This is a genomic window from Aeromonas sp. FDAARGOS 1403 (assembly GCF_019047325.1).
Classification (GTDB): Bacteria; Pseudomonadota; Gammaproteobacteria; order Enterobacterales; family Aeromonadaceae; genus Aeromonas; species Aeromonas dhakensis.
In genome coordinates this window covers 1,772,996-1,797,500 of sequence record NZ_CP077249.1, presented here as the reverse complement: position 1 = coordinate 1,797,500, position 24,505 = coordinate 1,772,996, and the positions used below count along the sequence as shown (strand labels likewise).

At 61.2% G+C, this 24,505-nt stretch carries 21 protein-coding genes (1 of these 21 only partly in view); 10 read left to right on the top strand and 11 right to left on the bottom strand.

Features of this window, described 5'->3' with window-relative positions:
* Both rapA and rluA read left to right on the top strand, forming a co-directional pair.
* Positions 1-2,542: the 3' portion of an RNA polymerase-associated protein RapA gene (rapA, locus tag I6L33_RS08620; protein WP_216973900.1), read on the top strand. The gene continues 326 nt to the left of window position 1, outside the view; the window shows 2,542 of its 2,868 coding nt (coding positions 327-2,868); its start codon lies off the left edge, out of view; its stop codon occupies positions 2,540-2,542.
* Positions 2,543-2,763: 221 nt separating this feature from the next.
* The gene (gene rluA, locus I6L33_RS08615; RefSeq protein ID WP_017780964.1) at positions 2,764-3,420 is read left to right on the top strand and encodes a bifunctional tRNA pseudouridine(32) synthase/23S rRNA pseudouridine(746) synthase RluA; all 657 of its coding nucleotides are present in this window, start codon (positions 2,764-2,766) and stop codon (positions 3,418-3,420) included.
* A 73-nt stretch (positions 3,421-3,493) separates the two neighbouring features.
* Here the strand turns inward: rluA and I6L33_RS08610 are convergent, their stop codons facing one another.
* The 5 genes from I6L33_RS08610 to I6L33_RS08590 form a co-directional block, all read right to left on the bottom strand.
* Positions 3,494-3,682, bottom strand: coding sequence for a hypothetical protein (locus tag I6L33_RS08610; RefSeq protein WP_080628999.1), 189 nt, complete (start codon positions 3,680-3,682; stop codon positions 3,494-3,496).
* 57 nt (positions 3,683-3,739) lie between these two features.
* Positions 3,740-5,671 (bottom strand): bifunctional diguanylate cyclase/phosphodiesterase, encoded by a 1,932-nt coding sequence (locus tag I6L33_RS08605; RefSeq protein ID WP_017785684.1) that lies wholly within the window; start codon positions 5,669-5,671, stop codon positions 3,740-3,742.
* A 23-nt stretch (positions 5,672-5,694) separates the two neighbouring features.
* A complete protein-coding gene (locus I6L33_RS08600) occupies positions 5,695-6,192 on the bottom strand; it encodes a hypothetical protein (RefSeq protein ID WP_005309520.1) in 498 nt (165 codons plus the stop codon).
* A 95-nt stretch (positions 6,193-6,287) separates the two neighbouring features.
* Positions 6,288-7,922, bottom strand: a complete 1,635-nt coding sequence (gene groL / locus I6L33_RS08595) for a chaperonin GroEL (protein WP_005309517.1) — start codon at positions 7,920-7,922, stop codon at positions 6,288-6,290.
* A gap of 42 nt (positions 7,923-7,964) precedes the next feature.
* A complete protein-coding gene (locus I6L33_RS08590; RefSeq protein ID WP_005309514.1) occupies positions 7,965-8,258 on the bottom strand; it encodes a co-chaperone GroES in 294 nt (97 codons plus the stop codon).
* A gap of 181 nt (positions 8,259-8,439) precedes the next feature.
* Here I6L33_RS08590 and I6L33_RS08585 point away from each other — a divergent pair, with 181 nt between their 5' ends.
* Positions 8,440-9,840: an MATE family efflux transporter gene (locus I6L33_RS08585; RefSeq protein ID WP_019839813.1), complete on the top strand. Its 1,401-nt coding sequence runs from the start codon at positions 8,440-8,442 to the stop codon at positions 9,838-9,840.
* Between the two features lie 23 nt (positions 9,841-9,863).
* Here the strand turns inward: I6L33_RS08585 and I6L33_RS08580 are convergent, their stop codons facing one another.
* Positions 9,864-10,340, bottom strand: a complete 477-nt coding sequence (locus tag I6L33_RS08580; protein ID WP_019839814.1) for an FxsA family protein — start codon at positions 10,338-10,340, stop codon at positions 9,864-9,866.
* 450 nt (positions 10,341-10,790) lie between these two features.
* Here I6L33_RS08580 and aspA point away from each other — a divergent pair, with 450 nt between their 5' ends.
* From aspA to I6L33_RS08565, 3 genes are all read left to right on the top strand, one after another.
* Positions 10,791-12,233, top strand: a complete 1,443-nt coding sequence (aspA, locus tag I6L33_RS08575; protein WP_005309505.1) for an aspartate ammonia-lyase — start codon at positions 10,791-10,793, stop codon at positions 12,231-12,233.
* A gap of 127 nt (positions 12,234-12,360) precedes the next feature.
* Positions 12,361-13,680, top strand: a complete 1,320-nt coding sequence (locus I6L33_RS08570; protein WP_005309503.1) for an anaerobic C4-dicarboxylate transporter — start codon at positions 12,361-12,363, stop codon at positions 13,678-13,680.
* 201 nt (positions 13,681-13,881) lie between these two features.
* The gene (locus tag I6L33_RS08565; protein WP_216973899.1) at positions 13,882-14,973 is read left to right on the top strand and encodes a porin; all 1,092 of its coding nucleotides are present in this window, start codon (positions 13,882-13,884) and stop codon (positions 14,971-14,973) included.
* Positions 14,974-15,034: 61 nt separating this feature from the next.
* Here I6L33_RS08565 and mdtH read toward each other — a convergent pair whose 3' ends face one another.
* Positions 15,035-16,228, bottom strand: coding sequence for a multidrug efflux MFS transporter MdtH (mdtH, locus tag I6L33_RS08560; protein ID WP_216973898.1), 1,194 nt, complete (start codon positions 16,226-16,228; stop codon positions 15,035-15,037).
* A gap of 209 nt (positions 16,229-16,437) precedes the next feature.
* On the opposite strand from mdtH, the gene I6L33_RS08555 reads away from it, so the two are divergent.
* Positions 16,438-17,337: a LysR family transcriptional regulator gene (locus I6L33_RS08555; RefSeq protein ID WP_017764724.1), complete on the top strand. Its 900-nt coding sequence runs from the start codon at positions 16,438-16,440 to the stop codon at positions 17,335-17,337.
* A 52-nt stretch (positions 17,338-17,389) separates the two neighbouring features.
* Here the strand turns inward: I6L33_RS08555 and I6L33_RS08550 are convergent, their stop codons facing one another.
* Positions 17,390-19,159, bottom strand: coding sequence for a M4 family metallopeptidase (locus I6L33_RS08550; protein ID WP_005309492.1), 1,770 nt, complete (start codon positions 19,157-19,159; stop codon positions 17,390-17,392).
* A gap of 352 nt (positions 19,160-19,511) precedes the next feature.
* Here I6L33_RS08550 and I6L33_RS08545 point away from each other — a divergent pair, with 352 nt between their 5' ends.
* Together I6L33_RS08545 and rimJ are read left to right on the top strand one after the other, a co-directional pair.
* Positions 19,512-20,066, top strand: coding sequence for a GNAT family N-acetyltransferase (locus I6L33_RS08545; RefSeq protein WP_216973897.1), 555 nt, complete (start codon positions 19,512-19,514; stop codon positions 20,064-20,066).
* The gene (rimJ, locus tag I6L33_RS08540; protein WP_017786489.1) at positions 20,066-20,617 is read left to right on the top strand and encodes a ribosomal protein S5-alanine N-acetyltransferase; all 552 of its coding nucleotides are present in this window, start codon (positions 20,066-20,068) and stop codon (positions 20,615-20,617) included. Before I6L33_RS08545 ends, rimJ begins: the two co-directional genes overlap by 1 nt.
* A 102-nt stretch (positions 20,618-20,719) precedes the next feature.
* Here the strand turns inward: rimJ and I6L33_RS08535 are convergent, their stop codons facing one another.
* The 3 genes from I6L33_RS08535 to I6L33_RS08525 all read right to left on the bottom strand — a co-directional run bounded on the left by I6L33_RS08535 (position 20,720) and on the right by I6L33_RS08525 (position 23,596).
* On the bottom strand, positions 20,720-20,965 hold the full coding sequence (locus I6L33_RS08535) for a hypothetical protein (RefSeq protein ID WP_005309486.1): 246 nt from the start codon (positions 20,963-20,965) through the stop codon (positions 20,720-20,722).
* A 309-nt stretch (positions 20,966-21,274) separates the two neighbouring features.
* Positions 21,275-22,324 carry an oxidoreductase gene (locus I6L33_RS08530; RefSeq protein ID WP_216973896.1) on the bottom strand — a complete coding sequence of 350 codons (1,050 nt, stop codon included), beginning with the start codon at positions 22,322-22,324 and terminating at the stop codon, positions 21,275-21,277.
* A gap of 108 nt (positions 22,325-22,432) precedes the next feature.
* Complete coding sequence (locus I6L33_RS08525; RefSeq protein WP_195879583.1) at positions 22,433-23,596, bottom strand: multidrug effflux MFS transporter; 1,164 nt, start codon at positions 23,594-23,596, stop codon at positions 22,433-22,435.
* A 221-nt stretch (positions 23,597-23,817) separates the two neighbouring features.
* Here I6L33_RS08525 and rdgB point away from each other — a divergent pair, with 221 nt between their 5' ends.
* Positions 23,818-24,414: an RdgB/HAM1 family non-canonical purine NTP pyrophosphatase gene (gene rdgB / locus I6L33_RS08520; RefSeq protein WP_216973895.1), complete on the top strand. Its 597-nt coding sequence runs from the start codon at positions 23,818-23,820 to the stop codon at positions 24,412-24,414.
* Positions 24,415-24,505 lie beyond the last annotated feature (91 nt).

Here is a 24,505-nt window from a genome sequence, read left to right as displayed (position 1 = left end):
GCCACAGGATCGCCTGTTCGCCGGCCAGATCGACCGGATGTCCCGCTTTACCCTGCGCTACGAAGCGCTGGTCAACCAGCACAAACGTCGTCGCAATCCGACCCGCGGTCTGGCCGGTGGCCGGGTCAGCCTGATCCCGCACCAACTCTATATCGCCCATGAAGTAGGCCACCGTTATGCCCCGCGCGTACTGCTGGCAGACGAGGTGGGCCTCGGCAAGACCATTGAAGCGGGCATGATCATTCATCAGCAGCTGCTCTCCGGCCGCGCCCATCGCGTGCTCATCCTGCTGCCCGAAACGCTCCAGTACCAGTGGCTGGTCGAAATGCTGCGCCGCTTCAACCTGCACTTCTCCCTGTTTGACGAGGAGCGCTGCATCGAGGCCTTTGCCGATGCGGAAAACCCCTTCGAAACCGAACAGCTGGTGATCTGCAGCCTCGACTTCCTGCGCAAGAAGCGCCGCCGCTTCGAGCAGTTGCTGGAAGCCGAATGGGATTTGCTGGTCGTCGACGAGGCACATCACCTGGAGTGGAGCGAGGAAGCGCCAAGCCGTGCCTACGAAATGGTGGAAGCGCTGGCCGAACAGGTGCCAGGCGTGCTGCTACTGACCGCGACCCCGGACCAGCTGGGCCATCAGAGCCACTTTGCCCGTCTGCGCCTGCTCGACCCCGAGCGTTTCTACGACTACGAAGCCTTCCTCGCCGAGGAGCAAGCCTATGGCCAAGTCGCCAGTGCCGCCCAGGAGTTGCTGGATGGCGAGGCCCTGAGCGAAGCTGCCAAACAGACCCTGGCAGGCCAATTTGATGGTCTGGATCTCACTGATGCGGCCGCCCGTCAGCAGGCAGTCGCCAAGCTGCTGGATCAGCACGGCACCGGTCGCGTGCTGTTTCGCAACAGCCGCGCCAACATTCAGGGCTTCCCCGAGCGTCATCTCAACGTCTACCCCATGCCGTTGCCGGAGCAGTACAAGACCGCCATCAAGGTGATGGGCATGATGGGTGGCAACGGCGGCGATCTGCAGACCCGTGCCCTGCGCTACCTCTATCCCGAGAAGATCTTCCAGCAGTTTGAAGGCGACAACGCCAGCTGGACCCAGTTTGACCCGCGCGTCGACTGGCTGCTTGAGTTGCTGATCTCTGCCCGTCAGCAGAAGATACTGGTGATCTGCTCCGAAGCGGCCACCGCCATCGCGCTGGAAGAGGCCGTGCGTACCCGCGAGGGGATCCGCGCAGCCGTCTTCCACGAGGGGATGTCGATCCTCGAGCGGGACAAGGCGTCCGCCTATTTCGCTCAAGCTGAGGGGGGCGCCCAGGTGCTGCTCTGCTCCGAGATCGGCTCCGAGGGTCGCAACTTCCAGTTTGCCAGCCATCTAGTGCTGTTCGACCTGCCCCTCAACCCGGATCTACTGGAGCAGCGAATCGGCCGTCTCGATCGCATCGGCCAGCAGAACACCGTCGAGATCCACGTTCCCTATCTGGAGGGCACTTCCCAGCGCGCCCTGCAACTCTGGTATCACGATGGCCTCGATGCGTTCGAGCAGACCTGCCCGACCGCCCGCCCGGTGTTTGAAGCGGTGCGTGACGAACTGTTCGAGCTGCTGGCCGCCAACACCGGTGAGCAGGCGACCCTCGAAGCACTGCTGACCCGCACCCGCGAGTTGCACGAGCCCCTCAAGGCCAAACTGGAACAGGGCCGCGATCGTCTGCTTGAGATCCACTCCAGCGGTGGCGCCGCCGCCCAGCAGCTGGTCGAGAAGCTGGCCGCCGAAGATGACGACACAGGCATGATCTCCTTCGCCCTCAAGATGTTCGACGAGATCGGCGTCAATCAGGATGATCGCGGTGAGAACGCACTGGTGCTGATGCCGGGCGACCACATGCTGGTGCCGAGCTTCCCGGGACTGCCGCAAGACGGCATGACCATCACCTTTGATCGCACCACCGCCCTGTCGCGGGACGACATGTCGTTCCTCTCCTGGGATCACCCCATGATGCGCGGCGGTATCGACCTGATCCTCGGCTCCGAGATCGGTGCCACCTCGGTAGCTCTGCTCAAAAACAAGGCGCTGCCGGTCGGCTCCATTCTGTTGGAGCTGATTTTCGTCGCCGAGTCTGCGGCCCATCCCCAGCTCTACCGCTTCATGCCACCGACACCGATCCGGCTGCTGATGGACAAGAACGGCAACAACCTGGGTGAGAAGGTGGCCTTCGATGCCTTCAACCGCCAGCTGACGCCGGTCAACCGCCACCTGGGCAGCAAACTGGTCACCGCTTCCCAGCCAGTGATCCACGGTCTGATTGGCCAGGGCCAGGCGATTGCCGAAGGACTGAAGGCGAATATTGTCGACCAGGCCCGTGCCCAGATGGCGCAAACTCTGCAGCAGGATCTCGATCGTCTGGAGGCGCTCAAGGCAGTCAACCCGAACGTGCGCGACAGCGAACTGGATTATCTGCGCAATCTGCAGGCAGAATTGCACCACCTGATCGACCAGACCCAACTCAAGCTGGATGCCATCCGCTTTATCGTGGTTACTCATAACTGATGAAACGGTGAAGGCATCGTCTGGTTGATAACGACCAGACCCAACGCGAGTTGGATGCCATGCACTTTTTATCGTGGTTACCCATAACTGATAAAACTGTGAAAGCATCGTCTGGTTGATAACGACCAGACCCAACGCGAGTTGGCTGCCATGCACTTTTATCGTGGTAATCCATAACTGATGGGGGCTTGCCCCCGCTTTGACCAAAGATGCGAGACGCTATGTTTGTATACTCACCGCCCCTGGAACCCTGGCTCGATATCCTGTTCAAGGACAAGGACATCATGGTGGTCAACAAGCCCACTGGCCTGCTGAGCGTCCCCGGGCGCGGCCCCGAGAATGAAGACAGCGTGCTCCATCGGGTGAAGCAACAGCACCCCAAGGCGGCGGCAGCCCATCGTCTCGACATGGCGACCACAGGTGTGCTGGTGATCCCCCTCAATCCCAACTCTCACCGGGAGCTGAGCCGGCAATTCCGCGAGCGGGAAACCGAGAAGCACTATCTGGCCTGGGTGTGGGGCGAGCCGGAACTGGATGCGGGTGAAGTGGATCTGCCGCTCTGCGTCGACTGGCCCAACCGCCCGAAGCAGAAGGTGGACTTTGAGGAGGGGCGTCACGCCCTGACCTTGTGGCAGAAGCTGAAGGTGGAGAATAGCAACAGCCTGATCAAGCTGACTCCCATTACCGGTCGCTCCCATCAGCTACGGGTTCATATGCTGGAGCTGGGGCACCCCATTCTGGGGGATAACCTCTACGCCAATCCGGAGGCGCTGGCGGCGGCACCGCACCTTTATCTGCATGCGGCCAGCCTGACCATCAGCCACCCCCGCAGCGGCGAACGGATGACCTTCGAGGCACCAGCCCCTTTTCCGGTCTGAGCCAAGAGAGACATTGCGATATTGCAGACATAAAAAAGCCCCCATCGACTAGATGGGGGCTTTTTCGTTAGGGTCAGACGCGAATATCGATTTTACTTCCCAGAGAAGCGTTGGCCGATGTCGGTGCAACCGGTGCTGATTGAGCCGCTGTTTGCAGCAGTTTCAATGCAGATTCACCTTCTTGGGTCTGCTGTTTCTTGGCCAGGCTGGCCGTCATCAATGCAGAACCAAATGACGCAGATGCAGAACTAGATATATCCATGGTGTACCTCCTGCCCTAAGACTATCGGCCATCTTAGGCCAGACATGAGCACTTTGGCTAAATTAAATACGCCTTGTCGGGCTGACGCCGCTCCAGCCACTCCTCTTCCATCTCCAGCAGGGTCTGATAGACCTTCTCCGCCTGCTCGGGACGGCTGAACAGATAACCCTGACCATAGAGATGGATGTCGGTCAAAGTGCGCAGCACGTCGAGCTGGGCCTGGGTTTCGATCCCTTCGCACACCAGACTCTTGCCCAACATGGAGCCCATACGGCAGATGTTGGCGACCAGCTCGGACGCTTCGATGGAGGTATCGATCCCCTGAATGAAGGAGCGATCGATCTTCACCTTGCTGACCGGCAGTTTCTGCAGATAACTGAGAGACGAGTAGCCCGTCCCGAAGTCATCCAGCGCCAGCTGTACCCCTTGCTGGTTGAGATCCTGCATCAGCTGCAGGGAGTTTTTCACCTCGCGCATGGTGGTGTCTTCCGTCACTTCCAGCACCAGGCTGGCAGCCGGGATATGGTGGTCCATCAGCGCCTTGGCCACCAGCTTCAGCAGGTTGCGCTGATACATGCCAGGAGAGATGTTCACGCACATCTGCAGATCCACCAGGCCCAGCTGCTGCCATTGATAGAGCTGCTCACAGGCGGTATTCAGCACCCAGCTACCCAGCTTTTCGGCCAGCTGAAACTCTTCGGCGACCTGGATCACCTCGTTGGGCGGGATGAAACCAAGCTCAGGGTGACGCCAGCGCAGCAGGGCCTCGACCGCCTCGCAGCGGCCGCTTTCCAGGTTGACGATGGGCTGGTAGTAGAGCTCGAGCGCATTGTGCTCCAGCGCCATGATCATGTCGCTGGCCAGATGCTTGCGACGCGCTGTCTCATTGAGCAGCGAGCTGTCGTAGATGACGTACGGCACATGGGTCTTGCGACTGTGGAACAGTGCCTGTTCGGCCCGGCTGAGCAGTTCCTGGGCCTGTTTGCTGTCCATCGGGAAGAAGGCGATGCCGATGCCCACCTCCAGCCGGAATGGATAGTTGTCGATGATGATGTCCTGCTTGAGCGCGTGCAGCAGACGGGCTACCAGCTCCCTCACCTGACGCAGATCACTGCTCTCGCGCTGGATCATGGCGAACTGGTCACCGCCAAGCCTGGCCACCCACTCACCGTTTTCACACAGGCCGCGCATCCGTTTCGCCAACTCCTGCAACAGGAAGTCACCGGTGTTGTAACCGAACTTGCTGTTGATGTCGCGAAAGTCATTGATGTCCACCAGCACCAGACCAAACGGCGTCTCCTTGCTGGCGTAGGATTCCATCTTCTCAAGCAGGGCCAGGCGATTGGAGAGCCCGGTCAGGGGGTCTATCCGTGCCACTCTGAAATGGCGGCGCGCCTCGCGGATCAATAGACCGCTCAGCAGCATCACCGACAACACCAGCCCGGATACCATGAACAACAGGGCATTGCGCAACTGGCCGAAGCGCTTGTCATTGCCCGAATAGACATTGATGTTCTTCTGCATCACGGAGGCGAGGGAATAGGAAAGCGGTTCCTGCAGAGGCGACAGCCGCATCATGATCTGCTGATAATCCGGCGTTCCCGACTTCAGGTTGGTGATGTTGGGCTCCATCTCGCGGATATTGCTTTCGATCAACTGCACAAGCCGCAGAGTCTTCTGCTTGTCCTTCATGCTCTGACGCAGCTGGCCGCTGAGCAGGATGGGGGTGCGGCTCCAGAGGATGTCGTAGCGCAACATCAGGGTATCGTGATCGATACCACCATAATGGTAAATCTCGACGGAGTTGAGGAAGCGCCCCAACTCCAGTTGCAACTGCATCAGGGCCCAGGAGACGTCATAGGTATACTTCTCCATCACCCGGGTCGCATTCTGTATTTGTGCGAGGCAATACAGAGTGCTCCCGGTGAACAGCAGGATGGATAGATAAAGAACGATGAGTAAAGGCCACGCCTTGGTCTTTGCTTTCACTCGTGCTCCCAGAAGCCACTACATCAATGCTGAATATCAATGGCATTCAATTGCCAAATCATCATGTCGGTAAACTCCGAGCGCTTCAGCTCGGGATATTGATCCAGCGGTAGGATAAACCAAAGCGGTCCCTTATTCCGTACCCGCATGGTGACCCCATCATCTTGCCAGGCCAGAATCGGGTCGTATTGCTTGACCTTATCCCAGTTGAGCCTGATCTGAAAACTGTTCAATGCGGTCAAGGTGATCGCCTTGCCATCCGCGCCGACGGCGGCCAGCAGATCGGCCAGCTTGGGGCCCACATATTTGTGCGGCTTGTCGACCCAGGGGTTGGCGGTCACGATCTCGTGCTGCGGCAACGCCTTGAGCATCGCCAGATCGAAGGAGACCACCCCTTCGGTCGCTTCCGCCGGTTGTACATTTCCGGTCACCTTCAGGATGACGGGACCTTGCGGCGTTTCCAGCGCCATTGCCGGCATGGCCAGAGAAAACAGTAATGAAATCAAACCCAGTACACGCATATTCACCTCGGATAAAGTCACTGACAATAGACTCAGTCTAGTCGCCATAAAAAAAACGGCCCGCAAAAGCGAGCCGTTTGGTAACCCGGGCTGAATTACATCATGCCCATGCCACCCATGCCGCCCATGTCAGGCATGGCAGGGGTATCTTTCTTCGGCAGCTCGGAGACCATGCACTCGGTGGTGATCATCAGACCGGCAACGGAAGAGGCAAACTGCAGGGCAGAACGGGTCACCTTGGTCGGATCCAGGATGCCCATGGCCAGCATGTCGCCGTACTGTTCGGTGTAGGCGTTGTAGCCATAGTTGCCTTCGCCGTTCTTCACCGCGTTGGCGATGACGGAGGCCTCTTCACCGGCGTTGATGACGATTTGACGCAGCGGAGCTTCCATGGCGCGCAGAGCAACCTTGATACCCACGTTCTGGTCTTCGTTGTCACCACGCAGACCGGTCAGTTTGGCGGCAACGCGCACCAGCGCCACACCACCACCGGCAACCACGCCTTCTTCCACCGCAGCGCGAGTCGCGTGCAGGGCATCGTCAACGCGTGCTTTCTTCTCTTTCATCTCGACTTCAGTGGCAGCACCCACCTTGATCACCGCAACGCCGCCAGCCAGTTTGGCTACGCGCTCTTGCAGCTTCTCACGGTCGTAGTCGGAAGAGGTCTCTTCGATCTGCTGACGGATCTGGGCTACACGGCTCTCGATCAGGCCTGCGTCACCCACGCCATCGATGATGGTAGTGTTCTCTTTGGTGATGACGATGCGCTTGGCACGGCCCAGGTCTTCCAGGGTCGCTTTTTCCAGCTCCATGCCCACTTCTTCGGAGATCACGGTACCGCCAGTCAGGATGGCGATATCCTGCAGCATGGCCTTGCGACGGTCACCGAAGCCCGGCGCCTTGACCGCAGCCACTTTCACGATGCCACGCATGGTGTTGACCACCAGAGTCGCCAGCGCTTCACCTTCAACGTCTTCGGCGACGATGATCAGCGGCTTGCCAGCCTTGGCCACGCCTTCCAGCACCGGCAGCATTTCGCGGATGTTGGAGATTTTCTTGTCAACCAGCAGGATGAAGGGGTCGTCCAGCTCGACGGCACCGGTTTCCGGCTTGTTGACGAAGTACGGGGAGAGGTAGCCACGGTCGAACTGCATACCTTCAACCACAGCCAGCTCGTCTTCCAGACCCTGACCGTCTTCTACAGTGATGACGCCGTCACGGCCCACTTTGTCCATGGCTTCGGCAATCAGCTTGCCGACTTTCTCGTCGGAGTTGGCGGAGATGGTGCCAACCTGAGCGATGGCGTTGTTGTCTGCGCAGGGCTGAGACAGCGCTTGCAGTTCGGCAACGGCGGCCACCACGGCCTTGTCGATACCGCGCTTCAGATCCATCGGGTTCATGCCGGCGGCAACGGCCTTCAGGCCTTCGTTGACGATGGCCTGGGCCAGTACGGTCGCGGTGGTGGTACCATCACCGGCTGCGTCGTTGGCCTTGGAAGCGACTTCCTTGACCATCTGGGCGCCCATGTTCTGGAACTTGTCTTCCAGTTCGATTTCGCGAGCGACGGAGACACCATCCTTGGTGATGGTCGGAGCGCCGAAAGATTTGTCCAGCACCACGTTGCGGCCTTTCGGGCCCAGGGTCACCTTGACGGCATCGGCCAGGATGTTGACGCCTTCCAGCATCTTGATGCGGGCTTCGTTGCCAAACTTGACTTCTTTAGCTGCCATTTTGTTCAGTCCTTCAATCAATTCTTGGGGGAAAGGGGTGGATTACTCTTCGACAATCGCCAGGATGTCGGTTTCAGACAGGATCAGCACGTCCTGACCATCCAGCTTCTCGGTCTTCACACCGTAGCCTTCGTTGAAGATCACCTTGTCACCAACCTTGACGGCGAGGGCTTTGACGTCGCCATTATCCAGAATTCGGCCAGTCCCCACGGCAAGAACTTCACCACGGGTGGACTTCTGGGCCGCCGTACCAGTCAAGACAATGCCGCCAGCGGATTTGGCTTCAGCTTCGATGCGCTTGATGATGACGCGGTCGTGCAGTGGACGAATTTTCATCGATAACTCTCCCAAAATGAGTCTCTGTGTTGCTTTGAGGAATGGCCATTCCTGGCCAAATTAGATATGTCTCCGATGTGGGGTACGTTTGTTAACCCTTCAAGGGCAAATACAAAAAAAATATTTTCACGTACTATGAAGGTCTTCGATGGATCGCCCGAGTCCCGGTCAGGAAACCGGTTTGTGCTGCCAGCAGCCAGAACTCCGCCAGATGTACAGAGACCAGCCCGTGACCCGACCCAATCCCCTGCTGACAGCCCCCATGACGTCCGTACTGCTGCGCATGACGGGCCCCATGATCCTCGGCATCGTCGCCATCCTCGCCTTCAACCTGGTCGATACCTTCTTCATCGGCATGCTGGGCACCCAGGCGTTGGCCGCCATCAGCTTCACCTTTCCGGTCACCTTCGTGGTCACCTCGCTGGCCATGGGGCTGGGGGCCGGCCTCTCCGCCGTGATGGGTCATGCCCTCGGCCAGGGCAAGCATGAAGAGGCCGCCCGCATCACCACCGACAACCTGTTCCTGGCGGTGCTGCTGGTCACCCTCATCGCCGTGGCGGGGGCGCTAACCATACACCCGCTGTTCAGGCTGCTCGGTGCCAGCGATGCGCTGATCGCCCTCATCTACGACTACATGTTGATCTGGTATCTGACCGTCCCCATGCTGGTGCTCCCCATGGTGGGCAATGCCGCCATCCGGGCCACCGGCGATACCAAGACCCCGAGCCTGGTGATGACGGTGGCCGGGCTGGTCAACGGCGTGCTGGATCCCCTGCTCATCTTCGGCATAGGCCCCTTTCCCGAGTGGGGGATCCGCGGCGCCGCCATCGCCACCTCCCTCTCCTGGCTGATGGCCATGCTGGTCAGCCTCTATATATTGCGCCACCGCGAGGGCCTGCTGCGCTGGCGCCTCTCCCCGCGCCCGCAGTTGCTGGCCCACTGGCGCGCCCTGCTGCACGTGGCCGTGCCCGCCTCCTTCACCAACATGCTCAACCCGCTGGCCAATGCGGTGCTGATGACCATCTTCGCCGGACTGGGCACCGAGGTGGTGGCCGCCTACGGCGCCGCCTCGAGGGTCGAGGCCCTGCTGCTCATCGTGATGATGGCGCTCTCCTCGGTGCTGGCTCCCTTCATCTCGCAAAACTGTGGCGCCGGCAACCCGGCCCGCGCCAAAGCGGCGCTGCAGCTCTGTATGCGCTTCGCCCTGCTGTTCCAGCTGGCGGTCTACGCGCTGACCTGGCTGCTGGCCCCCTTCATCGCCGATCTGTTCAGCGATCACCCGCAGGTGGTGCGCCTCATCGTGCTCTATCTGCACCTGGTGCCCATCGGTTACGGCTTTCAGGGCATGGTGATGCTGCTGGCATCCGCCTTGAATGGCGTGAGGGCATCCAGCATCTCTTTTCTATTCAACGGCTTGCGATTGTTTGTCTTCTTGCTGCCAGGAGCCTGGCTGGGGGCAAAACTGGGGGGAGAACAGGGGATTTATCTGGGGATCCTGCTGGCGAACCTGGCGGCGGGCACTCTGGCCTGGTGGTATGCCCGCCACCGCTTCGAGCAGTTGTGCCATCAGGGCAAGCCCTGATGGCCCGGGATTGAGCGCAGCACTTACTCCTTGCGCTCGAACTCCCCTTCGATGGTGGTACCGGCGCGCGGGGATTGACCCGGCTGGTCACTGCCAGGCACCTCGTCGAACGGCTGCTGACGGCCCTGAAAACCGCCCATCTGCATTCTGAACTGGTTGCTGCCGATCAGCTTGTCGGCCAGCTTGTTGCGCAGCCAGGGTTGCAGCAGCAGGATGCCGAAGAAGTCGGTCACGAAGCCCGGAATGATCAGCAACAGACCGGCCAGCGCCAGCATCATGCCCCCCATCACCTCACGTCCCGGCATCTCCCCCTGCTGCATCTTCTGCTGCGCATTGAACAGGGTCTTGATCCCTTCGCTGCGCACCAGAGAGGAGCCCAGCACCGCAGTCAGAATGAGCAGGCCGACGGTCGGCAAGGCGCCGATCACGGAGCCCACCTCGATCATCACGGTGAGCTCGAGCACCACCAGACCGACCAACAATAGAAACAACTTGCCCATAACAACCTCAGTGCGGGTGAATGTGAATGAACCGCCGGCGAGACCAGACAGCCGTCGATGCCGCTGCCAACCCGCCATGATATCGGTTCCTGTTGATTAAAATGGGGGTCAGCGCGCACTTTTCAAGTGCGGAGGGTGACGCAGCGCCGGATCCGCAGAAAAACCGGCTTGCCGGACTGTGATTGAAGTCATTGTTCTGTCAAAGTTAATCGGTCGATTGCAATATCTGTTTAATGACCACAAGTTATTTGAGGTTGTCTCAAATTTAGTGATCCAGGTCTAATATCAGATACCTCAATTGGGGTAATATCGACGTCAGTAATGAAGGAGGCAAAAAAGGCCTCCAACCGCCCCACTCGATGTGTGGTGCTTCAGGATGAACCGTGCGTAAGGAACTCGCGACCACTCGGTGAGGATCGTTTCCATTTATCTGATTTCTGAGGCATTACAATGAGCGACATCAAGAACGTCCGCATTGAAGAAGACCTGCTGGGCACCAAAGAAGTTTCCAACGACATGTACTACGGCGTACACACCCTGCGCGCCGTCGAGAACTTCAAGATCAGCTCTCAGAAGATTTCTGACGTTCCGGAATTCGTCCGCGGCATGGTGCTGACCAAAAAGGCCGCCGCGCTGGCAAACGGCGAGCTGGGCACCATCCGTCCTGAAATTGCAGACAAGATCGTGGAAGCCTGCGACCTGATGCTGAACACCGGCAAATGCTTCGACCAGTTCCCGGTCGACGTTTACCAGGGCGGTGCCGGCACCTCCGTCAACATGAACACCAACGAAGTACTGGCCAACATCGCCCTCGAGCTGATGGGTCTGGAAAAAGGCCGCTACGACGTCATCAACCCCAATGACCACGTCAACAAGTGCCAGTCCACCAACGACGCCTATCCCACCGGTTTCCGCGTCGCCGTGGTGAACAGCACCGACACCACCCTGTTTGCCCTGGAAGCGCTGATCGCCGCCTTCGATGCCAAGGCTGCCGAGTTCAAGAACATCCTGAAGATGGGTCGTACCCAGCTGCAGGACGCGGTACCCATGACCCTGGGTCAGGAGTTCCACGCCTTTGCCGTCACCCTGCGCGAAGAGATCAAGTCCATCAAGCGTTGCCAGGAGCTGCTGCTGGAAGTGAACCTGGGCGCCACCGCCATCGGTACCGGCCTCAACACCCCGCCCGAGTACTCCGCCCTGGCCATCAAGCGCCTGGCCGAGATCACCGGTCGCGCCTATGTGCCGGCTGAAGATCTGATCGAAGCGACCTCCGACTGCGGCGCCTACGTGATGCTGCACGGCGCCATCAAGCGCATGGCGATGAAGCTCTCCAAGATCTGTAACGACCTGCGTCTGCTCTCCTCCGGCCCGCGCACTGCACTCAAAGAGATCAACCTGCCGGAAATGCAGGCTGGCTCCTCCATCATGCCGGCCAAGGTCAACCCGGTCATTCCGGAAGTGGTCAACCAATCCTGCTTCAAGGTATTTGGCAACGACGTCACCATCACCTTCGCCGCCGAAGCCGGTCAGCTGCAGCTGAACGTCATGGAGCCGGTGATCGGTCAGGCGATGTTCGAATCCCTGAGCCTGATGGAAAAGGCCTGTATCTCCCTGCGCGAGAAGTGCGTGGAAGGCATCACCGCCAACCCGGAAATCTGCATGAACCACGTGCTGAACTCCATCGGTATCGTGACCTACCTGAACCCCTTCATCGGCCACCACGAGGGCGACATCGTCGGCAAGATCTGTGCACAGACCGGCAAGAACGTCCGTGAAGTCGTGCTGGAACGCGGCCTGCTGACCGCCGAACAGCTGGACGAAATCCTCTCCATCGAGAACCTGATGAACCCGCAATACAAAGCCAAGCGTTACACCCGCGAAGCCACCGTATAAGCGAGCAAATGGGCCGGGATCATCCCGGCCCATAGAGTCAGTTCCCGATAGGTCTTGCCCAGCCCCATCGGGAATTGGCTTTTCTGCCAAATAAAACCTAAAAAAACTGGAAAATGGAGTGTTCACTATGATTGGAATCGAGTTGCTCGTCGTGCTCGCCGCTATCTATCTGGGGGCCCGGATAGGCAGCATCGGCATCGGCTTTGCCGGTGGTTTGGGGGTACTGGTGCTGACCTGGGGCCTCGGGGTGCAGATCCCGAGCGATCAGCTGGTCACCTACATCCCCTGGGACGTGATCATGATCATCGCGTCCGTCATCTGCGCCATCGCCTGCATGCAGCTGGCCGGCGGGATGGACTACCTGGTGCACCTGGCCGAAAAAGCCCTGCGCAAGAACCCCAAATACATCACCTTCGCAGCCCCGGTCGTCACCTACCTGATGACCATGCTGGCCGGTACCGGTCACACCGCCTTCTCCACCCTGCCGGTGATCGCCGAAGTGGCCAAGGAGCAGGGTATCCGCCCCTCCCGTCCTCTCTCCATCGCGGTCGTAGCCTCCCAGATCGCCATCACGGCCTCGCCCATCTCCGCAGCCGTGGTCGCCTTCTCCGGCATGCTGGAGCCGTTCGGTGTTGACTACCTGACCCTGCTGGCCATCTGCATCCCCTCCACCTTCATCGCCTGCATCCTCGGCGCCTTCGTCGCCAACATGCTGGGCAAGCCGCTGGACCAGGATGAAGTCTACCTGGAGCGCAAAGCCAAGGGGCAGATCAAGCTGCGTGGTACTACCCAGCTCGAGATCAAACCCTACGCCAAGCTGTCGGTCTGGATCTTCATCGCCGCCATCGTGGCCGTGATGGCCTATGCCACCGCCATCTCCGGTAAAGTGGGCCTCATCACCAACCCGCCGATCCCCCGTGACGGCGCCATCATGGGCATCATGCTGGCCGCGGCCACCATCATGACCCTGGTGTGCAAGCTGGACGTGACCCAGGTTACCAACATGCCGACCTTCAAGTCCGGTATGTCCGCCTGTATCTGCGTACTGGGTGTGGCCTGGCTCGGCAACGTCTTCGTGAAGGGCAACATGGATACCATCCAGCTCATCGCCGGCGACCTGCTGAACCAGTACTCCTGGCTGCTGGCCGTGGTGCTGTTCTTCGCCGCCATGCTGCTCTACTCACAAGGCGCCACCACCAAGGCCCTGATGCCGGCCGCCCTGGCACTGGGTGTCAGCCCGCTGACCGCCATCGCCTCCTTCGCCGCCGTGAGCGCCCTGTTCGTGCTGCCCACCTACCCGACCCTGCTGGCCGCGGTCGAGATGGACGACACCGGCTCCACCCGCATCGGCAAGGCGGTGTTCAACCACCCCTTCTTCGTACCGGGTGTGGCCACCATCGCCATCGCCGTGGCGCTCGGCTTCTTCTTCGGTGGCATGATGCTCTAAACAGCATTTAATTCCACAAATGTTCAAACGGCCCTCTCTGGGCCGTTTTTTATGCCTGCCTTTCTGGTCAAACCATTAATTAATCCTTGTCCGCTTCAGTTTCTATCAAGGTTCGCAGGGCTACTCTGGGCTATCGGAACAGATAACCGATCAACAGGGCCGAGCACAGGTCCGACAGTGTTTACACCAGAGGAACGAACAATGAAAAAAACAGCATTGACCATGGCCATCTCCAGCCTGCTGCTGGCCGGTGGTGCGCAAGCCGCGACCGTTTACAACCAGAACGACACCAAGCTCGACATCGGTGGTCGCGCCCAGGGCATGTACTACGGCACTGATGACAACGGTTCTGAAGGCGACGCCAGCTACCTGCGTCTGCACATCGCCGGCGAAACCAAGATTGCTCCGGAAATGCAGGCCTTCGGCTTTGCCGAGTACAACCTGCCGACCTCCGGTTCCGACAATGACGAGCTGCGTTATGCCTACGCCGGCATCAAGCACGATCGCTTCGGAGCCTTCAGCTACGGTCGTCAGGACGGCCTGTTCACCAAAGCCGTGAACAACTACACCGACGTGCTGCCCGAGTGGGGCGGTGACGGCCTGGGCAAGGACACCGAAGTGTTCGGCACCGGTCGTACCAATGGCCTGGCTCAGTACATCTACACCTATCAGGGCCTGACCCTGGGTGCCCAGTTCACCGGCAACAACGATCCGCAAAATGCCGATCGCTCCAACCTGACTGGCACCAACAGCACCTGGAATCCGAAGGGTTCCGCCGAAGGCTTCGCCGTGTCTGCCAACTATGACTTCGACATGGGCCTGAGCCTGGGTGCCGCCTACAACCAGGCCGGCAAGACCGACGAGCAGGCTGCCAACGCCTCCTTCGGTGGCGACAGCGACGCCAAACTGTACGGCGTGGGCGCCAAGTACGCCGTCGGCGACCTCTACCTGGCTGCCACCTACTCCCACGGTGAAGACCACATGTACGTCAGCACCTTCAACGGTTACGCCGAGAAGATGGATGGCTACGAAGCCGTGGCCCAGTATGCCTTCGGCAAGTTCAAGCCGTCCGTGGCCTACCTGCGCACCGACGTGAAAGACGATGCACGCGGCATCGATGATACCGCCACCGAATACGTCTCCATCGGTGCCTGGTACAACTTCACCGACAACTTCAACGCCTACGTTGACTACAAGATCAACCTGCTGGACAACGTCAACGGCACCCACACCAACTCGCTGGGCAAGAACACCGACGACGTGGTCGCCGTGGCCCTGCAGTACAACTTCTAAGTCTTCCTGTAGCCTACTGTATTTTTTACCGGCCGCTTGCGGCCGGTTTTTTTATGCCCGTTCAGACATTGACCCGCGCCAGACTCGACTCGCGATGAAAGCAGTTGGCCAGCAGCAGCAAGGTGGTCACGCCCACTGTGCCCAGCACCAGCCAGGGCAACCAGGGCTGCCCCTGAGCCATGGCGTAGTCATGCAGGGCGCCGCCCCCCACGTAACCCGTCATGCCTCCCAGCGCCAGCCCTAGCCGGCTGAAGCCCATGTAGCTGCCGCGCGCCCCCGGCTGCGCCAGCTTGGTCATCAGGGTCTCCCGCGCCGGCTCGGCGATGACGATCCCCAGATAGAAGCAGGCCAGCAGCATGAACACGGCTGGCAGGGTGTTGGCAAAGGCCACCAGCCCGATGCCTGTGGTCATCAGCAGTACCCCGGCCATCAGCCGGCTCTCCAGCTTGAAGCGCCGCTCGCCATAGCGTGCCAGCGGATAGAGCAGCGCCAGCGAGATGGCGGTCTCCAGGGTATACATCCAGCCAACCGCCGTGGTACTGCCCGCCATCTGTTTGACCAGGATGGGAAAGATCAGCATCACCTGCACCCAGAGCGCATAGTAGCCGCTCAGGATCAGCACCAGCCGGCAGAATGCCTTGTCGGCCAGCACCTGGCCAAGACCGGCCCGGATCGGGGTCGGCCGCACCGAGAGCTTGTAGGCGGGCAGGATCAGCAGGTTGCACAGGGCGGCGCAGATGAACAGGCCGGCCCCCAGCAGACAGACGTATTCGAAATCGAAGTTGAGCAGCCAGCTGCCGAGCAGGGCCCCCACCACGGCGCCGGCGCTCTCCAGCATCATCAGCAAGGAGATGTAGCGACCCCGCTCCCGCGGCCGGGTGAACTTGATCACCAGCGCCGCCCGGGGCGGGTCGAACAGGCAGCCGCCAAGGCCCGAGATGATGCAGGAGAGGATCAGCTCAAGGCCGCTCTGGGCATAGGCCAGGCTGGCAAAACCCGCCGCCCGCAGCAGCATGCCGCCCACGATGAGCGGGCGCGCCCCGAACTTGTCCGCCAGTGACCCCCCCAGAATGCCCAGCCCCTGCTGGGTCAGCTGACGCAACCCCAGCGCCAGGCCGACCACCCCGGCCGCCCAGCCGAGCTGATCCACGAAGCGCAGGCTGATCATGGGCATCACCACGAAGAACCCCAGGATCACCAAGAGGGAATCCAACGCCAAAAACCACCGCCCCAACCGCCTCGCCCGATCCACCATGACTACCCGTCCCCTGCTGCTCTGATGACATTCATATCGATTACTGCTCGTCGCCCGAATGACGCCGTCACCAAACGGACTCAAGGTGCTGCAAGCCCCTGAGCCGGTGTGGCAATATGCCAAAGCACAACGATTGATACTGCTATTCTGGAAGGACGCCAGATATAGTGGTAGCCGACAACTGGCTATATTTCATATTGGATTATCTTATGGCTATGACCCTCGACGATCTGCAGTTGCTGCTGGATGTGGTCAATCGCGGCAGTTTCAGCAAGGCGGCGGCCGTGCGCGGCTGGTCGCAACCCATGGTGAGTCAGCGGATCGCCGTGCTGGAGCAGGATCTGGGCCAACCCCTGTTTCGCCGCCACCGGCGCGGCGCCACCCCCACCCCGGCCTGCGAGCAGTTTCTGCCCGCGGCGAGCGCGGCCCTCAGCGCGCTGGAAGGGGGCCGGCTGGCCATGCAGGGGGCACCGGCGCTGCCGCGCATCCGGCTCGCCTGCCTGCCCTCCCTGACGACAGTGGTGTTCGGCCCCCTGTTGCTGGCACTGGTCGACGAAACCTTCGAGATCCGCTGCAACACGGATCACTCCGGCATCATCATGCAGGAGCTGCTGACCGGCGAGACCGACGTCGGCTTCATCCTCAAGTGTCCCGCCATCGCCGGCATCCAGCTCGAGCTGCTCTACCGCTCCCCCATCATAGCGGTGGCCTGCGCCACCCATCCGCTGGCCGGGCGGCAAGGCCTGACCCTGCAGGACATCGCCAACGAGCGGCTGGCGCCCCAGCAGTGGGGCACCGGCTGCGACGAGCTGATCCTGCAGCTGCGTCTGCTGCGCCAGGTGGCGAGCCCGCTGCACGCCATCCAGCCCGCCAGCGCGGCGCGGGAGCTAGCGCTGGAGCACGGCTTCATCACCCTGATGCCGGCGCTCGCCATTGCCCGGGATCTGGAATTTGGCCGGCTGGTGCAGCTGGACGTGGTGGATCTGCCACCGGATCACTGGGACGTAATGATGGCCTGGCGCAGCGGCAAGCGCCCCAACCCCGCCAAGGAGCGGGTGCTGGAGGCCGCCCGCACCCTGGCCGCCCGCTGGGCGGGCAAACCCGCATAAAAAAAGCGCCGGACAAGTCCGGCGCTTCACTGTTGTCAACGGCCACTGATGATCAGTAGCTGGCCTTGAGGGTCACCCCGGAGAAGGCGCTGAAGGCGCTCAGCTGCACGTTCCAGGTCCCCGCCTTGGGCGAGTTCAGGGTGCAGGTCTCGGCGTTGCCGCTCTTGTAGGGGCGGCAGTCATAGCTGCTGCTGGTCGGCACGCTGCCGAACTTCACATAGAGGTCCGCATCGCCGGTACCGCCGCTGCTGGCGATCACCAGCTGGCTCTTGCCGGCCGGCACGTCGATGGTGAAGTTCAGCTTGCCACCCTTGGCGGCGGAGAGACCGGTCACCGGTACCCCGTTTTGCAGCACGCTGCCAGTGGGCGGAGTGGTGCCGCCACAGGTGGCATTGACCCCGACCGTGGTAAAGGCGGCCGCCACGTCGGTCACGCTGTAACCGAGATCGGTCGCCGCCTTGGTCACGCCGCAGGCGCCCTGATCGAAGGTGGTGTTGGCGCCCCAGTAGAGACGGTTGGCCAGCACGAACACTTCGAAGGCCTTGCGGGTATTCCAGCCGCTGGTGTTGGCCAGCAGGTAGAAGGCGCGGTTGTAGACACCCGAACTGTGGTGCACGTCAATGCCGTCATAGTAGTCGCTGGCGTGGCCGATGGAGCGGCCATCCCGGGTCGGATCCTCGAAGTAGCGCAGGGAGCCGTTGCCCTTGAAGATCTGGGCGCCCACCAGCCAGTCATTGCTGCCCTTCATGTAGTTCTCGGCCGCTTCCCCCGCCATGTCGGAGAAGGCCTCGTTGATACCGCCCGACTGACCGGAGTAAACCAGCCCCGAGTTCTGCTCGGTAAAGCCGTGGCTCACCTCGTGGGCTGCCACGTCCAGGCTCACCAGCGGATAGAAGGTGGTGGCACCGTCACCGAAGGTCATCTGGCTGCCGTCCCAGAAGGCGTTCTCGTAGTTGCGGCTGTAGTGCACCCGCATCTTCAGCTTGAAGGTCAGCGGCGCCGTGTTGTACCAGTTGCGGTACATGTCGAACACCACGTTGCCGAAGTAGTGGGCATCGTTGAGCGGCGAGTAGGCACCGTTGATCTCCTTGACCGTGTTCTCCGGGCAGGTGAACTGGTGGATGGTGCCGCCTGTGGTGGCGTGATTCATGTTGAGGGTGTCGACGTTGGCACTGGTCATGCGGCAGTTGTCATCCACCTGCAGCGGGCCGAAGTCGGAGCCGTAGAAATATTTGCCGGTCTTGATGTTGCCGCCCGGGCCGGTGGCATCCTTGTGGTTGATCCCTTCCCAGCGCTTGAGCTCGTTGCCGGTCTGGGCATCGATCATCACGAAGGGACGGCTCGGCTCTTCGCTCGCCGCGAGCCAGGAGACCAGATAGACCAGCTTGGCCTGACCCGCGTCATCCTGCATCACGAACAGCTTGACCCGCTCGTTGCTGCCCTTGGCCCCGGCCCGCGCCTTGCTGGCGGCATCGGCCGGCGACAGGGCCGCGGTCGGGCTGGCCAGATCGGCATCGATCTGGCGCAGGATCTGACCGGAGACCTGGCTGATCTGGCCACCGAGGGACTGCTCGGCCACCAGAACCTGACCCCAGACCGGGATACCGTGCCAGGTCTGCTCATAGCGCACCCGCTGCTGGCCGTTGGGCAGCTTGACTGCCCGCACCTGGCGGAACTCGCCATCCCCGGCCAGCGCGCTGACGCCGGCGGCACCGCTCGGTGCTCCCTGAATGCCGGCAACCTGATGTACGTCAACCTGTTCTGCAGCCAAGGCTGCGCTTCCCCAGCAGGCCAATACCACGGCCAAATAGACTTTGTTCATCCGTCTTTTCCTTAAGTCGATGAAGATTACACGCCGGGTCCGTTGCCCAGCGCTCCTACACTAGTTGGCGCGATCGGAATTGCTGCCTGTCATATGTGACAGCCCAGCATGAATTCATAGCAGAATCTGCTGTTGCCTGTTTTTGGTAGCGTAAAGAGCCGAAAAAATGGCGAATAACACCAGGAAAGGCCGAACAATGACAAGGCGCCCCAATGGCGGTCGGAGCCGCCCCTCCATATGGGGATAGCGCAGCCTTGATAACGGCTGAAAGTCCTTGGCTAACAAGGGGTTGATTGGCTACATTGGCGGTTCTACGGCCCATTGCGGGCCCCTGCGGCAACGGGAGGTGCGGATGTTTTCATGGCAACTGGATGACGAGCTGGCGCTGCTGTTCCTGCAGCCCGACATGGCCAGCGAACTCTTTGCCCTCTGTCGGGAGAATCGCGACTACCTGACCCAGTGGCTGCCCTGGCCCCCCTACATTCAGCAACCCGCCGACAGCGCCACCTTCATCCGCCACGCCATCGAGAAATTCGCCCGCGGCGAGGGGCTGACCACCGCCATCGAGTATCAGGGGGAAGTGGTCGGTGTCATCGGTTACAACCAGATCGACCGGGCGCTGGCCAAGGTCAGCATCGGCTACTGGCTGGCCGAACGCTGGCAGGGCAACGGCATCATCACCCGCGCCTGCCAGGCCCTGATCCATCACGCCTTCGAGGAGATGGGGATGGAGAAGGTGGAGATCAGCGCCGCCACCGACAACGAGCCCAGCCGGGCCGTCTGCGAGCGCCTCGGCATGCAGCAGGAGGGGATCACCCGCCGTGCCGAGCGGCTGGCCGACCGCATCGTGGATCACGTTCACTACAGCCTGCTACGCGATGAGTGGCTTGGACAGAGGGATCACTGATGGCACTGCCACACCTGTGCACGGCCCGCAGCCGGCTCACCGTACTGCCCCCCGAGCGGGCCGATCTGATGCTGGATTTCTATCTGCGCAACCGCGCTCACCTCACCCCCTGGGAGCCCAGCCGGGACGAGAGCTTCTATACCCTGAGCCACTGGCACGGCCGGCTGCGCGACAGCTACGGCCAATTCTTCAACGGCAGCGGGGTGCACCTGGTGGCGCTCGAGCCGGATGGCGAGCAGGTGATCGCCACCTGCAACTTCACCAACATCCTGATGGGTGCCTTCAAGGCCTGCCACCTGGGTTACGCCATCGACCAGGCCCACCAGGGACAAGGGCTGATGCAGGAAATCGTCGGGGCCGGCATCGACTACCTGTTCCGGGAGCACGGTCTGCACCGCATCATGGCCAGCTACATGCCGGCCAATCAGCGCAGCGGCGCCCTGCTCGAGCGGCTCGGTTTCGAGCGGGAGGGGTACGCCAAAGAGTACCTGATGATCAACGGCCGCTGGGAGGATCACATCCTCACCTCCCGTCTCAATCCGGCGCTCTAGCTGGTTCTCTTGCCGGCGAAGACCCCGTCAAAGACGGGGAGCGGACATAAAAAAACGGGCCCGAAGTCACCTTCGGGCCCGTTCTTCAGATGAGGTGCAGGCTTAGTTGGCCTTGGCATCGCTCACTGCGGCTTCTGCCTTGGTGGCTACGTCAGCGGCAGCCTTCTCAACTGTTGCAGTCGCTTCGGAAGCAGCCTTCTCTACAGTAGAGGTGGCTTCGCTAGCGGCTTTCTCAACCGTTGCAGCAACGTCGGCGGCCGGAGTAGCGGCCGGTGCGGCGGCTTCTTCTTTCTGACCACAAGCGGTCAACATCAGACCCAGGATACCGGCTACCAGTACTTTGTTCATGTGCATACCCTCAGAAAAATATGGAGAGATGGTTGGTACAACCATCACAGTGCGTCCTTTCACCCGGTGAAAAACCCATATGCCGGGAGCCAAGAGGCGCGCGAAATATATCCCCATACGCGCCCAATGAAAACGAGTATCACAATGATATTTTCTCGTTGGCTGGATGAAAAGAACTACTACAGCGACAAACATTAATACAAAACACTGTAAACGGCGTGAATTCGTACAATAAAACGCCACAGGCCCCGTGATGGCTGGCAATAAACGGCTATTGCATGGTGCCGGCCATCACGCACATAGACCGCCTCAGTCAGACAGGATCTGACAAGCCAGCCGCTTACCCTCGCAGGCGCTGTCGCGAGCCAGGTCCAGCAGCGCCATCACCGCCAGCGCCTCGCCGGCCGGCACCGGGTTCTCTCCCTCCCCACGAATGGCGGCGCAGACGCCGCGATAGTAGGCGCCGTAGTCCCCCGCCTCGCCGGCCACGCTCTGCTGCTGCAGCTGACCATCGCAGATCCGGCTGAGCTGGCCGGGTTCGTTGTCCACCCCCCAGCCTGCCGCCGGCGGCCGCTTGCCGAGCTTGAGCTGCTCCTCCTGCACATCCATACCGAACTTGATGAAGGAGCCCTCGCTGCCGTGGATAACGAAACGCGGCATGGTGGCCGACACCAGGCAACTGCCGTGCAGCACGACCCGCATCTCGCCATAGCCCAGCACCACGTGGAAGTAGTCATCCGCCAGGGCACCGGGGCGCTGCTGGGCCAGATCCGCCTGCAGCCAGTCCGGCTGACCGAACAGCTGGAGCGACTGATCGAGAATGTGGGGGCCGAGATCGAACCAGAGGCCGGAACCCGGACCGCCCGCCTCGCGCCAGCGCTGGCGCACCTCGGGACGATAGCGATCGAAGTGGGATTCGAACTGGGCGACCTGACCGAGCGCCCCCTCCGCCAGCAGGCGGCGTACGGTGAGAAAGTCACCGTCCCAGCGCCGGTTGTGGAAGATGCTGAGCAGCCGCTGCTGCTTCTGCGCCAGCTCGACCAGCGCCTTCGCCTCGGCCAGATCCAGGGCGAACGGCTTGTCGATCACCACATGCTTGCCGGCCAGCAGCGCCTCGCGGGCGATAGGGGCATGGGTGTCGTTAGGGGTGGCGATCACCACCAGATCGACCGACGGATCAGCCAGCACCTCGGCCAGCGAACCGACCCGGCAGCCGGGCAGATCGCTCTGCACCCTGGCGGCATCCCGGCTCACCACCCAGCCGAGGGAGAGCCCGAGCGTGCTGGTCAGAAACGGGGCGTGAAAGGTTTGGCCTGCAAAGCCGTAGCCCACCAGGGCGGCATTGATTGTGTGGCTCATCCGGTTTTCTCCACGGGTAGCTGTGTCATGAGATGCAGGCGAACCTTTGGCCTGCCAAAAGAGAAGGGGGCCCAAGGCCCCCTGAGTGTGCCCATCAGAGCACAGGATTTATTGCAAACACAAGCGCCGGCCCTGGCGGGTCATCAGCACCAGCAGCGGGGGCAGCAACAGCCACATGTGCAGTGCCAGCTGGTTCAGCGGATCGTGCATCAGCGCGCCGATAAAGCCCACCAGCGCACCGGAGCCGCTCATCTGGAACAGGCCGAGCAGGGCGGCGGCGGTACCGGCGCAGTGACCGAACGGTGCCAGCGCCATGCCGGCGGCCGAGCCCAGGATCATGGCAAAGCCAATGCTGGAGAGGAACACCGGGCCCATCATGGCCAGCGGATGATCGATGTGCATCGACAGGCTCAGGGAGATGGCGGAGAGCAGCAGCACCAGCAGACCGATGCGCAGGGTGCGTCTTGGCCCCACCCTGGCGATGAAACGGGGTGCCAGGAAGCAGGCCAGGATGTTGAGCGCCGCGTTAGCCGCAAACCAGTAGCTGAAGCCGCTCATGTCCAGCCCCAGCCTCACCATCAGTTGCACCGGCGCCGCGGTGACATAGGCCAGGATCACCGCCATCGCCAGCATGCACAGCGTCGCGTTGAACAGGAAGCTCGGGGAGCGCAGCACCGGGCTGTAGCGCGACCAGCTGATGAGCGGGCCGCCGCTGCGGGTCTCTTCCGGTCGGGTCTCCGGCATCCGCCACAGCAGCCAGCTGCCGACGATGGCCGCATAACCGGCCATAAACCAGAAGTTGGCCGACCAGCCCGCCTTGGCGGTGAGCCAGCCACCGAGCAGGGGGGCCAGCGCCGGAATGAAACAGATGGCACCGTTCAGGTAGGAGATCATCTGACCGCTCTTCTTGGGGCCGTAGCTGTCACGTACCACCGAGAAGGCGGCCACCGAGGTGGCACAGGCGCCGAGGCCCTGCAGCACCCGCGCCAACATCAGCTCGCCAAGGCTGGCAGCAAAGCCGGCACCCAGGGCGCTCAGACCGTAGAGCAGCACGCCGCCAAGGGCGATGGGCTTGCGGCCGTAGCGGTCGGCCAGCGGCCCCACCAACAGTTGCCCCAGTCCCATGCTGAACAGGAACCAGGTAATGGTGCCCTGCATCAGGGTCACCTCGGCACCTAGCTGCTCGGCCATCTGCGGAATGGCGGGCAGGTAGATGTCGATGGCCAGCGGACTGAACAGCACCAGGAGTACAAGCAGAAGAATCAATGGCATCAGTCACCTCGTGGCATGGGGAAATGGATTGGGGCGCGAGTCTACTGACTCACAGTAATGAATTGAAATGGTATTTAATCACTTCTGTTATTCCATTCAGGAAACATTCATTTTATCCACATCTTGCCATGACCCCGGCGAGGGTGATCCAGGGCAATTGGCGCTTTTCCTGGGCGCCAGCCCCGCATAGAATGCGCAGATTATTTTTGCGGAGGTGCTCGATGAACAAGCTTGTCCTGGCAACAGGGAACCAGAAAAAGGTGAAAGAATTGGCTGCCATGCTGGCCGATATGAAGATCCAGGTGATCCCACAGAGCGAGTTTGCGGTCTCCGATGCCGAAGAAACCGGCACCACCTTCGTCGAGAATGCCATCATCAAGGCCCGCCATGCCGCCCGCGTCACCGGCCTGCCGGCGGTGGCCGACGACTCAGGCCTGGAAGTGGATCTGCTGCACGGCCGCCCCGGCGTCTACTCCGCCCGTTTTGCCGGCACCGGCGCCAGCGACAAGGAGAACATCGACAAGCTGCTGGGCGAGCTGAAAGGCGCTCCCGAGTACCTCAAGAGCGCCCGCTTCTGGTGCGTGCTGGTCTACATGCGCCACGCCGACGATCCCACCCCCATCATCTGCCAGGCGAGCTGGGAGGGGATGATCATCGACGAGCCGCGCGGTCAGCACGGCTTCGGCTATGACCCTGTGTTCTTCGTGCCCGACCATGACTGCACCTCGGCCCAGATGCCGGCCGAGCTCAAGAACCAGCTCAGCCACCGCGGTCAGGCGCTGGCCAAGCTGAAAGCGGCCCTGGCGGCGGTCAACTAAAGCGCTGTCTCCCGCCGCGTTGTCATCTACAATGGGGGCCGTCGGCCCCCGTTTCGTTCGCGGCGCCCCGGCCCGTTGTCATCGTAAACCA

What these genes read in the sequence shown, in the direction of transcription:
- I6L33_RS08545 (WP_216973897.1), top strand. Translation starts at nt 19,512, where the DNA reads ATGTTTTCATGGCAACTGGATGACGAGCTGGCGCTGCTGTTCCTGCAG.
- I6L33_RS08600 (WP_005309520.1), bottom strand. Translation starts at nt 6,192, where the DNA reads ATGCGTGTACTGGGTTTGATTTCATTACTGTTTTCTCTGGCCATGCCG.
- I6L33_RS08535 (WP_005309486.1), bottom strand. Translation starts at nt 20,965, where the DNA reads ATGAACAAAGTACTGGTAGCCGGTATCCTGGGTCTGATGTTGACCGCT.
- I6L33_RS08530 (WP_216973896.1), bottom strand. Translation starts at nt 22,324, where the DNA reads ATGAGCCACACAATCAATGCCGCCCTGGTGGGCTACGGCTTTGCAGGC.
- rdgB (WP_216973895.1), top strand. Translation starts at nt 23,818, where the DNA reads ATGAACAAGCTTGTCCTGGCAACAGGGAACCAGAAAAAGGTGAAAGAA.
- I6L33_RS08580 (WP_019839814.1), bottom strand. Translation starts at nt 10,340, where the DNA reads ATGGGCAAGTTGTTTCTATTGTTGGTCGGTCTGGTGGTGCTCGAGCTC.
- mdtH (WP_216973898.1), bottom strand. Translation starts at nt 16,228, where the DNA reads ATGGTGGATCGGGCGAGGCGGTTGGGGCGGTGGTTTTTGGCGTTGGAT.
- rluA (WP_017780964.1), top strand. Translation starts at nt 2,764, where the DNA reads ATGTTTGTATACTCACCGCCCCTGGAACCCTGGCTCGATATCCTGTTC.
- I6L33_RS08565 (WP_216973899.1), top strand. Translation starts at nt 13,882, where the DNA reads ATGAAAAAAACAGCATTGACCATGGCCATCTCCAGCCTGCTGCTGGCC.
- I6L33_RS08555 (WP_017764724.1), top strand. Translation starts at nt 16,438, where the DNA reads ATGGCTATGACCCTCGACGATCTGCAGTTGCTGCTGGATGTGGTCAAT.
- aspA (WP_005309505.1), top strand. Translation starts at nt 10,791, where the DNA reads ATGAGCGACATCAAGAACGTCCGCATTGAAGAAGACCTGCTGGGCACC.
- groL (WP_005309517.1), bottom strand. Translation starts at nt 7,922, where the DNA reads ATGGCAGCTAAAGAAGTCAAGTTTGGCAACGAAGCCCGCATCAAGATG.
- rimJ (WP_017786489.1), top strand. Translation starts at nt 20,066, where the DNA reads ATGGCACTGCCACACCTGTGCACGGCCCGCAGCCGGCTCACCGTACTG.
- I6L33_RS08550 (WP_005309492.1), bottom strand. Translation starts at nt 19,159, where the DNA reads ATGAACAAAGTCTATTTGGCCGTGGTATTGGCCTGCTGGGGAAGCGCA.
- I6L33_RS08525 (WP_195879583.1), bottom strand. Translation starts at nt 23,596, where the DNA reads ATGCCATTGATTCTTCTGCTTGTACTCCTGGTGCTGTTCAGTCCGCTG.
- I6L33_RS08590 (WP_005309514.1), bottom strand. Translation starts at nt 8,258, where the DNA reads ATGAAAATTCGTCCACTGCACGACCGCGTCATCATCAAGCGCATCGAA.
- I6L33_RS08570 (WP_005309503.1), top strand. Translation starts at nt 12,361, where the DNA reads ATGATTGGAATCGAGTTGCTCGTCGTGCTCGCCGCTATCTATCTGGGG.
- I6L33_RS08610 (WP_080628999.1), bottom strand. Translation starts at nt 3,682, where the DNA reads ATGGATATATCTAGTTCTGCATCTGCGTCATTTGGTTCTGCATTGATG.